Annotated in this window: 9 protein-coding genes; 2 read left to right on the top strand and 7 right to left on the bottom strand. The window is 44.9% G+C overall.

Features of this window, described 5'->3' with window-relative positions:
- Nucleotides 1–669: 669 nt before the first annotated feature.
- The 7 genes from pyk to dnaE form a co-directional block, all read right to left on the bottom strand.
- The gene (gene pyk, locus AB5I83_RS23465) at nucleotides 670–2430 is read right to left on the bottom strand and encodes a pyruvate kinase (protein ID WP_448978888.1); all 1761 of its coding nucleotides are present in this window, start codon (nucleotides 2428–2430) and stop codon (nucleotides 670–672) included.
- A gap of 32 nt (nucleotides 2431–2462) precedes the next feature.
- On the bottom strand, nucleotides 2463–3422 hold the full coding sequence (pfkA, locus tag AB5I83_RS23460) for a 6-phosphofructokinase (RefSeq protein ID WP_448978892.1): 960 nt from the start codon (nucleotides 3420–3422) through the stop codon (nucleotides 2463–2465).
- Nucleotides 3423–3722: 300 nt separating this feature from the next.
- Nucleotides 3723–4700 (bottom strand): acetyl-CoA carboxylase carboxyl transferase subunit alpha, encoded by a 978-nt coding sequence (accA, locus tag AB5I83_RS23455; protein ID WP_448978886.1) that lies wholly within the window; start codon nucleotides 4698–4700, stop codon nucleotides 3723–3725.
- A complete protein-coding gene (accD, locus tag AB5I83_RS23450) occupies nucleotides 4685–5563 on the bottom strand; it encodes an acetyl-CoA carboxylase, carboxyltransferase subunit beta (protein WP_448978885.1) in 879 nt (292 codons plus the stop codon). The genes accA and accD overlap by 16 nt, the downstream gene beginning before the upstream one ends.
- 173 nt (nucleotides 5564–5736) lie before the next feature.
- Nucleotides 5737–6300 (bottom strand): FadR/GntR family transcriptional regulator, encoded by a 564-nt coding sequence (locus AB5I83_RS23445; RefSeq protein WP_448978890.1) that lies wholly within the window; start codon nucleotides 6298–6300, stop codon nucleotides 5737–5739.
- Between the two features lie 67 nt (nucleotides 6301–6367).
- Entirely contained in the window at nucleotides 6368–7606 is a 1239-nt protein-coding gene (locus AB5I83_RS23440) for an NAD(P)-dependent malic enzyme (protein WP_448978883.1), read from the bottom strand.
- Nucleotides 7607–7805: 199 nt separating this feature from the next.
- On the bottom strand, nucleotides 7806–11156 hold the full coding sequence (gene dnaE / locus AB5I83_RS23435; protein WP_448978881.1) for a DNA polymerase III subunit alpha: 3351 nt from the start codon (nucleotides 11154–11156) through the stop codon (nucleotides 7806–7808).
- 121 nt (nucleotides 11157–11277) lie between these two features.
- On the opposite strand from dnaE, the gene AB5I83_RS23430 reads away from it, so the two are divergent.
- Both AB5I83_RS23430 and ytrI read left to right on the top strand, forming a co-directional pair.
- On the top strand, nucleotides 11278–11655 hold the full coding sequence (locus AB5I83_RS23430; RefSeq protein WP_167832702.1) for a YtrH family sporulation protein: 378 nt from the start codon (nucleotides 11278–11280) through the stop codon (nucleotides 11653–11655).
- Nucleotide 11656: 1 nt separating this feature from the next.
- Nucleotides 11657–12163, top strand: a complete 507-nt coding sequence (ytrI, locus tag AB5I83_RS23425; RefSeq protein WP_167832701.1) for a sporulation membrane protein YtrI — start codon at nucleotides 11657–11659, stop codon at nucleotides 12161–12163.
- Nucleotides 12164–12461 lie beyond the last annotated feature (298 nt).

Here is a 12461-nt window from a genome sequence, read left to right as displayed (position 1 = left end):
ATTTCCTGTGAAAGCTGTCTGAACTTTGCCTGTCTTCGGACAGCTTTTCTTCATTTCCTGTGAAAGCTGTCTGAACTTGGGCTGTCTTCGGACAGCTTTTCCTCATTTCCTGCGAAAGCTGTCTGAACTTTGCCTGTCTTCTGACAGCTTTTCTTCATTTCCTGTGAAAGCTGTCTGAACTTGGCCTGTCTTCGGACAGCTTTTCCTCATTTCCTGTGAAAGCTGTCTGAACTTGGCCTGTCTTCGGACAGCTTTTCCTCATTTCCTGTGAAAGCTGTCTGAACTTGGGCTGACTTCAGACAGCTTTTCCTCATTTCCTGTGAAGGCTGTCTGAACTTGGGCTGACTTCAGACAGCTTTTCCTCATTTCCTATGAAAGCTGTCTGAACTTGGGCTGTCTTCGGACAGCTTTTCCGCGTTTCCTGTGAAGGCTGTCTGAACTTGGGCTGACTTTAGACAGCTTTTCTTCATTTCCTGTGAAAGCTGTCTGAACTTGGGCTGACTTCGGACAGCTTTTCTTCATTTCCTGTGAAAGCTGTCCTAACTTGATAGGACTTCGGACATTTCAGCCATGATCAGATTCGGTTTTGTCTGCACATAGGTGACCTCATTGCTCTCCATAAATAAAAGCGTGAAATCAAATTTGATTTCACGCTTAACTGATCTTATATTATAAAACGCTGGCATGTCCTTTGTAGATGACGCCTCTTGCTGAGTCAACCGTAATCTCCTGGCCATCTTCGAATAGCTGCATTGCGTTTTCTACGCCGACGATGACTGGGATTCCCAGGTTTAGTCCGACTACTGCTGCATGGCTTGTCAAACCGCCCTCTTGCGTGATCAAGGCACTGCATTTCTCAAGAGCCGGAACCATTTCGCGATCTGAGCCGATTGTTACGAGGATGCTGCCTTGTTTTACTTTGCTGATCGCTTCTTGAGCATCCTTTGCGACGACTACTCTTCCGTATGCAGATTTACGTCCGATCCCTTGAGCTTTTGCAAGGATATCACCTACTACATGAATCTTCATCAGGTTGGTAGTGCCTGCTTCTCCAACTGGTACACCAGCAGTGATGACTACAAGGTCGCCATGGGAAACAAGTCCGCTGTTCACACTTTCTTCTACTGCGACTGCAAGCATTTCGTCTGTTGTCTCTGCTTTCTGGCCTAGTTGTGGATATACTCCCCATACAAGTGCCAGGCGACGCAGAACATGGTCATTCGAAGTTGCTGCAATGATTGGCGCCTTAGGACGGTATTTGGAAATCATACGTGCTGTATGGCCGCTTTCAGTCGGTGTGATGATTGCATTCACTTCAAGGTTCAATGCAGTATGTGCAACCGATTGTCCAATAGCATCGGTAATATTGTGCTCTGTATCCTTGCTGCGAGCTGATAGAAGTTCTTTATGATCAAGCGCTTGTTCTGCACGTGATGCGATATTATGCATAGTCTGGACTGCTTCAACTGGATATTGTCCAGCAGCTGTCTCACCAGAAAGCATGATTGCATCTGTACCGTCAAAGATCGCATTCGCTACGTCACTTGCTTCCGCACGTGTAGGACGAGGGTTGCGCTGCATGGAATCAAGCATTTGTGTTGCCGTGATAACAGGCTTGCCAAGTGTGTTGCACTTTTTGATTAGATCTTTTTGCACAAGTGGTACTTCTTCAGCCGGGATTTCAACACCAAGGTCTCCACGGGCAACCATCAAGCCATCAGAAACTTCAAGAATTTCGTTGATGTTGTCGACGCCTTCCTGGTTTTCAATCTTAGGGATGATTCCAATGCTAGATCCGTTGTTTTCCTCAAGAAGCTGACGGATTTCTAATACATCTGACGCACGGCGTACAAATGATGCTGCGATAAAATCAACGCCTTGCTCAACACCAAAGAGAATATCTTTTGCGTCTTTTTCAGTGATTCCTGGCAGGTTAACAGAAACACCAGGAACGTTCACGCCTTTTTTATTCTTAAGCGTTCCGCTGTTTAAGACTCTAGTTTTGATTTCATTGCTGGCCTTATCGATGCTGATAACTTCCAGCCCAATCAAACCGTCATCAAGGAGAATTTTTGCTCCTGGATGCACATCATCAATCAACTGGTCATACGTAACAGAAAACTTTTCTGGAGTACCTAAGACCTCTGTCATCGAAACGATGCACTCCTGGCCAGTTGTCAGCTCGATTGCTCCGTTTTCCATATCATTCGTACGGATTTCAGGACCTTTTGTATCAAGAAGAATACCAACATTCTTCCCTGTTTTAGATGCAGCTTCTCTGATATTCTTGATACGTGCTGCGTGTTCCTCATGATTTCCGTGAGAAAAATTAAGGCGTGAAACATTCATGCCTGCTTCAATCAATTGAACCAATTTGTCAACACTTTCACTAGCGGGACCAATTGTACAAACAATTTTCGTTTTGCGCATAGCTTGAAACCTCCTGGTTTACTGTAAAGAGATTAAATAGAAAGCTCTTTCGATAATTTATATAAGTTCAAGTCAACAGTGTGTTCTTTTGCCAAAGCTTCAATGATATCGTAATCAACTAGTTGATTATTTTCCATTCCTACTGCACGTCCGCCTTTTCCTTCCAAGAGAAGCTCTACTGCCCGTGCTCCCAGTCTGCTTGCTAGTACACGGTCGAATGCTGTAGGCGTTCCGCCGCGCTGAACATGTCCAAGGACCGTTACACGTGTATCAAAGTCAGTCTCTTCCTGCAGTTGCTTTGCGAAGTCATAACCGTTCATGACACCTTCGGCTACCACAATGATACTGTGCTTTTTACCACGTTCATGTCCTTTTTTCAAGCGGTGTGCTATATCCTTCATATCGTGCGGATCTTCAGGAATCAGGATTGTTTCCGCACCACCTGCCAGACCAGCCCATAATGCAAGGTCACCAGCGTTGCGTCCCATAACTTCGACAACAAACGTTCTTTCATGTGAAGAAGCAGTATCGCGGATTTTATCGATTGCATCGATAACAGTGTTAAGCGCAGTATCAAATCCGATTGTGAATTCAGTACCTGGGATATCATTGTCGATTGTTCCAGGAACACCAACACATGGGAATCCTTGCTCTGTCAACGCTTTAGCTCCCCTGTAAGAACCGTCTCCGCCAATGACGACAAGTCCGTCAATACCAAGCTTATTCAATTGCTCAATACCTTTTTGCTGACCTTCCTTTGTCTTGAATTCTTCGCTTCTCGCAGAATAAAGGAATGTTCCGCCACGATGGATGATATCACCAACTGATCCAAGTTCCAGCTTTTTAATATTACCGCTCATCAAGCCAGCGTAGCCGCCAAATACACCATAAACCTCTACATCATGGTAAATTGCTTTCCTGACAACCGCACGTACGGCCGCATTCATGCCGGGCGAATCTCCGCCGCTCGTCAAAACACCAATTCTTTTCATCATTTCACCTCATTCAGTATGTACTGTACCAAAAACTAATCACTGTAGTATCCTGTGTTATTAGCTTATCTTATTATGAACAGAATACCCGGGAATATTTCTAAAATACCACGTAGAATACCGTATCTCAACTGAATCCTCAATATTGACAATAAGACGGAATTATCACGTAATTGCAAGCGCTTCAATAGGGATTTTAGTACATCTGCCTTCGCAATGATGGCTGCTTTCAGGCACATGTCCGAGTTGTCAAGCATTATTTTTAAAAAACAAAAAATAAAACGTGCTGTTTGGCACGTTTTATTTTACCCCTATAAACTCAGTTGGAAACGAAAACTCTCCAATTCGTTTGTATTTATCATAGCGTTGGCTCAGCAGTGATTCTTCATCGAGCACAAGCAGTTCGGACATTGAATCTTTTAGAATTTTATCCATATATTTCGCCTGTTGCTTTAGATCTTTATGAGCCCCGCCCTTTACTTCCGGGATGATTTGATCGATGATTCCAAGTTCTTTAAGGTCTGGAGCTGTAATCTTCATCGTTTCAGCTGCTTTTTTCGCCAAAGAAGAATCTTTCCAGAGAATCGCAGCTGCGCCTTCAGGTGAAATAACGGAGTAGGTGGAGTTTTCCAGCATGTGAATATAGTTGCCAACCCCAAGAGCCAGCGCACCGCCGCTTCCGCCTTCTCCAATAACGACACAGATTACTGGAACTGTAAGTCCAGCCATCTCGAATAGGTTCCGGGCAATCGCTTCACTCTGTCCACGCTCTTCTGCGGCTTTTCCTGGATAAGCTCCCTTCGTATCTATGAAGCAAATGATCGGACGCTTGAATTTTTCAGCTTGTTTCATCAAACGCAAAGCTTTCCGGTACCCTTCAGGATGTGGCATGCCAAAGTTTCTGCGGATATTTTCCTTAGTATCCTTTCCGCGCTGATGGCCAATGACGGTCACAGGGTAGCCATGGAACTTCGCAATACCGCCAACAATAGCCTCATCATCGCCAAATGTCCTGTCACCATGACATTCAAAGAAGTCTGTGAACAGCAAAGAGATATATTCAAGCGTTGTCGGACGGTCTGGATGACGGGCAATCTGCACTCTATCCCACGGCTTCATGTTCTCATATATTTCTGATTCAAGCTTCTGGAGCCTTGCTTCGAGTTTATCTATTTCAGACGTGAGATCCACATCCGCCGTCTTGGTAAATTCCTTTAGCTCGCTGATTTTTTTTCTTAATTCTACTATCGGTTTCTCAAATTCTAGTTCTCCTGCCATTCGAATGTCCCTCCTGGCTGATGGATTTCAAGTATTCCCGCGATCTTTTCCTTTAGTTCCGTTCTTGAGATTACGGCGTCAAGCTGGCCATGCTTTAGTAAAAATTCAGATGTCTGAAAGTCTTCCGGCAGCTCTTCCCGGATGGTTTGCTCAATGATCCTTCTCCCCGCAAAGCCAATCAAAGCTCCCGGTTCAGCTAGGTTGTAATCTCCAAGGGAGGCAAAGCTCGCAGAAACTCCTCCTGTTGTCGGATGAGTCATGATTGAGATGATCAACCCGCCATTATCACTGAACCTTTTCAAAGCGACGCTTGTTTTGGCCATTTGCATCAAACTTAGGACACCTTCTTGCATTCTGGCTCCGCCTGATGCAGTGAAAATGATGAATGGGATTGACAGTTCATCAGCTTTTTCAATCGCCCTTGTGATCTTTTCTCCTACAACGGATCCCATGCTTCCCATTCTGAATGTTGCATCCATTATGGCAATGGCGACATCATAGCCGTTCACACTGCCTAATCCCGTTACCACGGCTTCATTTAATCCTGTCTTTTGCCTGTCCTTGTCGATCTTTTCCACATATTCTGGAAAGCCCAATGGATTTCCTGAAACCATTTCGCGATCCAGTTCATGGAAACTTCCACCATCAAGAAAGCTATTGATCCTCTCCACAGAATTCATCTGATGATGATATCCGCATTGCAAACAAACCTTGCAATTTTTATTCAGTTCTTTTGTATACATGATTTTCTTGCAGTTCGGGCATTTGGTCATGATTCCTTCAGGAACATCCTGCTTCGCTGCTTCAGAAGGAATTGTCGCGTACTTTTTCTTTTTCGTTTTAGTAAAAAGTTCCTTAAGCAAGTTAAAACCCCCTCCGAATAATACTGGTTGTTTTGTAATATCCTAAATTTAGGAATAAAGCACTAAGTGGCCAGACCACTATTCCAAAAAAGAAAGAGAGCGGCCCTCCAGGCATCTTAGGCATGTCCACAAGTATATAACATCCTTCCATCAAAAGATGTTACTTCCTGTCGTCAGTCTGTCGACATTTTCCGCAGCATGCGATACCTTTCCAGGATCAAATCTCCTTTTTTTGTTTCAAGTGAGTCTACCAGTGTGTGATAATCTGCTTTTTCAGCTGGTGATACCTTCAACTGAAGGGCATCATAATAATCATTCAATATATACCAAATTCGATAAAATAGATGATTGTCGGCAAGTTCGGCAATTTTCCTGAAAAATTCCTCGTCCTCAAAATTATGGTCATCAATCCAGGCCTTTAATCTTCGGATTTCGCCTTCCTGTAACTTTTCAGCAGCCAGGTATAGACAATCCACCTCAATCATATTTTTCGTTTCGACTACATCGTCTTTTGCTTTTTCATCCTGCAGGATAAAGGTGCTTAATAATTGGACAAGCTGGTTGCCGCGGAAGTCCCTGATAAACGTTCCTTCTCCTCTTCTCGTCTCGATCAAGCCGAGAAGCTCAAGAGCACGCAAGGCCTCCCGAACGGAGGAGCGCCCGGCATTCAGGCGCTCTGAAAGTTCACGTTCGGACGGGATTTTATCTCCTGGCTTTAAGCCATCTTTATTAATCATTTCCCTTAGCTGCCTGACGATTTCCACATAGACTTTTGTGTTTTTTTCAGGCTGTCCCACTAAGTGATCACTCACCCTTTCCAATCAATGCAAGACGCTCGGTCCGCTCTTTGACTTCTTCCGGATCTACTTTAATACGTGCGACGCCGGTTTCCATCGCTGCGTTCGCAACAGCCGCTGCAACAGCAGGTGCCACACGTGGATCAAACGGTCCTGGAATGACGTAATCACTTGAAAGCTCTGATTTCTCAATCAGGCTAGCAATTGCGTTAACAGCAGCTACCTTCATTTTTTCATTGATATGGGTAGCCCTGGCATCCAATGCACCGCGGAAGATTCCCGGGAATGCGAGAACATTATTAACCTGATTTGGGAAATCGGATCGGCCAGTACCAATAACCGCCGCACCTGCTGCCTTCGCTTCATCAGGCATAATTTCCGGCACAGGATTTGCCATCGCAAAAATGATCGGATCATTATTCATTGTCTGTACCATTTCAGAAGTCAGCGCTCCTGCGACAGATACTCCGATGAATACATCCGCTCCTTTGATGGCGTCAGCAAGGGACCCTTCCACATTGTCGCGGTTCGTAAACTTAGCCACTTCGTCCTTGATGGCATTCATTCCGTTAGGGCGGCCTTCATAGATCGCACCCTTTGTATCGCACATGATGATGTCCCGGACTCCGTAAGAATAAAGAAGCTTAATGATCGCAATTCCCGCAGCTCCTGCTCCGTTCGCGACGACTTTTATTTCATTCATCTTTTTGCCAACAATTTTCAAGGCATTCACGAGACCCGCCACAGTGACAATCGCAGTTCCATGCTGGTCATCGTGGAATACCGGAATATTCGTTTCTTTTTTCAAGCGTTCTTCGATCGCGAAGCAGTTTGGCGCTGCGATATCCTCGAGATTGACTCCGCCGAATGTTGGTTCAAGCAGCTTTACCGTCTCGACAATCTTATCCACATCCGTTGTACTCAAACAGATTGGGAATGCATCGACACCTGCAAAGCTCTTGAAAAGAACTGCTTTTCCTTCCATTACTGGAAGTGCCGCTTCAGGACCGATATTACCGAGGCCCAATACCGCTGTGCCATCAGAAACAACCGCAACCATATTGCCTTTCATTGTATAATCAAAAACAGTTTCCGGCTTATCATATATTTCCTTGCAAGGCTCTGCCACTCCTGGAGAATAAGCAAGGCTTAAATCTCTGGCATTCCTTACAGGCACTTTTGATTTTGACTCTAATTTTCCTTTGTTTACACGGTGCATGTGCAAAGCTTCTTCACGTAAAGTCAACTCAGGTCCACTCCTTAATAATAGGCTTTCATCGTCAAATTATGGGGAATCCGCTACTTTTAATCCAGCTTTGAACCGGAGAAGGCAGCATTTCCGCCAAACATGAGAATAATAAAAAGTCCTGGTATAGAAAAGCATTCAGTGGTCTGACCACACATATCCTTTTCCAATATAACACATCTATTATACTTGTAAAGAACTAATTTTTCAGGACGACATGACTGTCACCCAATACCTTCTTCAAATCTTCCATACTTCCTCGTTCTGTGTTCACGCTAAAGTCGTCTGGCAGCAGCAGCGATTTTTCGGTCTCTTCGTTATATACGATTACTGGTACTTCTCCATGATGTTTTTTCAATAAAGCTTTAAGTTCATTCATCTTCCTGGCGCTGTCCGTTCCTTTTGCGATCCGCAAATATAAAACAGGTTCTTTTTTTGCTTCTTTTTCAAGTTCGAGTACTTTGTTCACGATAAATTGGCTCTTTCCTTCGCGTTCATCGAACTTGCCTTCCAACAGTGCCATTTGCCCCTGGTTCAGCACATTTCCATACAGCTTATATGCAGATGGGAAGACAACTGCATCTGTTTCCCCGCTTGCATCGCTAATGGTAAGGAAGGCCATGGCTTCGCCTTTTTTCGTCCGGATTTTCTTTTCATCCGTGATATAGACTCCAAGCCTCACTTTACTTCCCGGAGATTTCGAGCTGATATTTTCAACACCGGCTGCCTTGAATTCCTTTTCGTAAATGGAAGCAGGGTGCTTTGACAAATAGACTCCAAGTACGTCCTTTTCCAGGCTGAGCTTGTCTTCAATCCGCATCGGGTCGACCTGGGTATATTTCGGCTTCAAGGAAAACTCTGCTTCCGCGAACATATCTATCTGGCCGGAGTCATCTGGAGCCACAAGCTGTGCATGTTCAATCGCTACATCAATCGTGGCCAAAAGGACGGCGCGGTCCTGGCCGAATTCATCGAAAGCGCCTGAATAAATCAATGCTTCAAGCACTTTTCTTGAGGCAGCCTTCTGAGGAACCCGGATACAAAAATCAAATATATCCTTAAAAGGCTGGTTTCTTCTCGCCTGGAATATCTCCTTCAGGGAGGCAATTCCGGCTCCTTTAATGCCAGCAAGACTATACCGGACACCATCCCCTTCTGGCTGGAAGCTGAATGCGCTTTTATTGATAGAAGGAGGAAGAAGTTTGATCCCCATTTGCTGCAGCTCTCTTGCATACTGTGCGATTTTTACATCATTACCGATTGCCGACGTAAGCAGCGCCGCCATAAAATAGAGCGGATAATGCGCTTTGAGATAAGAAAGCTGATAGGCAATCATGCTGTATGCGACTGCGTGGCTGCGGTTAAAGCCGTAGTTGGCGAATCGGACAATCAAATCATAGACAAGATTCGCTGTTTGCTCGCCATATCCCTTCCTTAAAGCGCCATTCACAAAATGTTCACGTTCCTGGGCAAGGACTTCCTTCTTCTTCTTTGAAACGGCTCTCCTCAGCAAATCCGCTTCGCCCAGTGAAAACCCGGCCATCTGAGAAGCGATTTGCATGATTTGCTCCTGGTAAACAATGACTCCATATGTATCACGGAGAATATATTCGAGGTCCTTATGATAATAGTCGATCGGCTGCCTTCCGTGCTTGCGGTCAATGAACAATGGGATATTCTCCATCGGGCCGGGACGATAAAGCGCGTTAACCGCGACAATATCTTCAAATCTCGTTGGTTCCAGCCTTGTCAGTACCTTTCTCATCCCATCGGATTCAAGCTGGAAAATACCTGTCGTCTCTCCTCTGCCAAGCATCTCGAATGTTTCTTTATCTTCAGCCGGAATATCGTGAATATCCAGCTCGCGCCTTGTTTTTTGCTTGATGGACTGAAGGATCGAATCGATTAAAGTCAGATTCCTTAAGCCGAGGAAGTCCATCTTCAACAATCCTAATTCTTCAAGGTGGTCCATGGAATACTGGGTAAGGAACACTTTCGACTGTCCAGACTGGATCGGCACTACACTGGTAAGCGGCTGTTCACTGATCACGACACCCGCAGCATGTGTGGAAGTATGACGAGGCAAGCCTTCGAGTTTGATGGCCGTTTCAAGGATTCTTCTATTCTTGGGTGATTCTTCTTTAAAACTCCTTAACCCGGCAGATTCCTTTATTGCGTCTTGTAGAGTAATGCCAAGCCTCGATGGTACAAGCTTTGACAGTCGATCGAGCTCCTTCGCGTTCAAGCCGAATACGCGCCCTACATCCCTTACTGCTGCCTTCGCAGCAAGTGTTCCGAAAGTAGCGATCTGTGCTACATGGAGCTCTCCGTATTTAGATGCAACATATTCAATCACTTCGTCCCTGCGGTTATCAGGGAAGTCGATATCGATATCTGGCATCGATATTCGTTCAGGATTCAGGAACCTTTCGAAAAGAAGATTATGTTCTATCGGGTCGGCATCGGTTATGTACAATACATATGAAACAATCGAGCCAGCCGCTGACCCACGGCCCGGACCGATAAGGATTCCTCTTTCACGCGAGTATTTTATGAAATCCCAGACGATCAGGAAGTAATCGCTGAAATTCATTTTCTTAATGATCGATAACTCATATTTCAGTCGGTCTATATGCTTTTGGGACGGATTTCCGTACCGTTCTTTTAGCCCTTGAAAGCATAGTTCCTCGAGCATTCCGTCTGCATTTTCCCCCGGTTCTACTGGGTACTTAGGAAGATGCCTAGTTTCAAAGTCAAGCATGACATTGCAGTTCTCCGCTATTTTCAGGGTATTCTCCAATGCTTCAGGATAATCTGAGAACAGCTCACCCATTTGTTTTGCCGGCTTTAGGTAAAACTCGCTGCTGCCCAGCCTTTCGCGCGCATCATCTTGGAGTTTCTCCCCATTTCTTATCGCCAGCAGGCATTCCTGTGCAAATGCATCTTCTTTTTCCAAATAATGCACCTGGTTGGAAGCAGCCAGTGGAGTGTCGGTTTCCGTCCCCATTTTTGCCAGCTGTTCAACCAGCTCCCTTTGTCCTGGAAGGCCATGGTCCTGAATGGCTAGGTAAAAATGATCCTTGCCGAATATCTGCTTATATAAATCCAGCGTGTCTAGCGCTTTCTCTTTTTCACCGTTCGTTAAATAATACTCTATTTCTCCCTGAGTCCCGGGAGTAAGGGCAAATAGTCCAGCAGCATAATGCTTCAGCCATTTCACCGGTATTCCCTCAGGTGATTTCGTCTGTACAGCACTTGAAATCTTGATCAAGTTCTGGAATCCCTCGTTGTTTTTCGCGAGCAGCACAAGCGGAAAGGACTCGTGTTCCAAAGTCGGGCTGACCACGTCAACCGTCAGGCCCATCAAAGGTTTGAGCGAGTTCCTCAGGCATTCCTTGTAGAATGCGACTGTTCCGTACATTACATTGCGATCCGTCAGTGCGAGTGCGGAAAATCCTTTTGCCCTGGCATCGCGGACTAGCTGCTCTACTGTCGCCGTACTCGTAAGCAGACTGTATGCACTATAGACATGAAGGTGAATAAATGGCATTTCTCTCACACCCTTAAAGGTTAGGTTCATCTTCTTTCATTATAGGCTTTTTAGGCAAAAAAAGAAAATATGTTCTCATTTGTTCATGGAAGATTAAACATATTGCATGCAGATTGTCCATATGATGAATTACGAGGAAAAAATCTATCATTTACTGAGGGTGTTTTATGTGAATCAGCCATTTGCTTCCCATCTATTCGAAGCCTATTTTATCGCGCTCGGTGTTTTGCTTGGCGGCTCGCTGATTGGCGGATTGGCCGCTTTTTTGACAGGACAGCCCTTAATGACAGAAATTGCCCGCTTCTCGAGCTCCATCCGGATTTGGGCCATCATCGCTGCCATAGGCGGTACCTTTGATACCGTATACAGCTTTGAACGAGGGCTTTTAAATGGTGAAACAAAAGATATTTTCAAGCAATTCCTTTTGATCCTCACAGCCATGGGCGGTGCACAGACAGGAGCACTGATTATCAACTGGCTGACCCAGGAGCATGTCTAAAATGAGGATCCCTCCTTATTACCGCAAACCTGAATGGCAAAGATTCTTTTCTGGCATGGCCATAGGCGCTGTCTTGAGCTGGTGCGTGTTCCTATATATCAATGGAGTATCCCTGGAAAAAAACGCGAAGACCATCCACGAACAAAAAGATGAGATTGCTGAACTAAAAAGTGATATTCAAATCTGGATGGATGATTACGCGGAATTAAATAAAAAAAATCAGGAAAAGCTGACCGTTCAGGAGATTAAAGTAAAGATTGTTAACGACCAAAAGTATAAGAAATATCTTGATACACTCAGCATCTATGAAATCGAGGAGGAAACCAAGGGGCAGTTGAACATGCTGCTAGCCAAGGATTTAGATTCCGTTTTCAAAAGCCGGGACTTAATCACCAAAGTCATTGAAAACAAATCCATCAAAGTGAACGACAAGCGCTATAAACTAAAAATCAAATCGATGGTCATCTATACTTCGGTAAGCATCCAGGTCGAGATTAGCTTGGATTGATCAAGGAGCCGATATTCGTGGCTGGTTTAGGAGAGAACATCGGAAATTCTTGCGAGTACAGCGGCTTTTTGAAAGCTTTGGAGCATTCTGTATGAAAGCTGTCATGATTCCGGCTTTATTTTGACAGCTTTGGATCTTGAACCCTGAAACCTGTCACAATAACCGCGTTTTCTTGACAGCTTTGACCTCTGAACCCTAAAACCTGTCACAATAACCGCGTTTTCTTGACAGCTTTGACTTCTGAACCCTGAAACCTGTCACAATAATCTCGTTTTCTTGACAGCTTTGGCTTCTGAAC

It is taken from the genome of Mesobacillus sp. LC4 (genome assembly GCF_053543455.1).
The sequence above is the reverse complement of the archived record's forward strand: the minus strand, read 5'-3'. Positions and strand labels throughout refer to the sequence as shown.

Excerpts from the sequence above, each read along its gene's own strand:
- AB5I83_RS23430 (WP_167832702.1), top strand. The coding sequence starts at position 11,278 with ATGATGAATTACGAGGAAAAAATCTATCATTTACTGAGGGTGTTTTAT.
- AB5I83_RS23445 (WP_448978890.1), bottom strand. The coding sequence starts at position 6,300 with ATGATTAATAAAGATGGCTTAAAGCCAGGAGATAAAATCCCGTCCGAA.
- pfkA (WP_448978892.1), bottom strand. The coding sequence starts at position 3,422 with ATGAAAAGAATTGGTGTTTTGACGAGCGGCGGAGATTCGCCCGGCATG.
- pyk (WP_448978888.1), bottom strand. The coding sequence starts at position 2,430 with ATGCGCAAAACGAAAATTGTTTGTACAATTGGTCCCGCTAGTGAAAGT.
- ytrI (WP_167832701.1), top strand. The coding sequence starts at position 11,657 with ATGAGGATCCCTCCTTATTACCGCAAACCTGAATGGCAAAGATTCTTT.
- accA (WP_448978886.1), bottom strand. The coding sequence starts at position 4,700 with ATGGCAGGAGAACTAGAATTTGAGAAACCGATAGTAGAATTAAGAAAA.
- dnaE (WP_448978881.1), bottom strand. The coding sequence starts at position 11,156 with ATGCCATTTATTCACCTTCATGTCTATAGTGCATACAGTCTGCTTACG.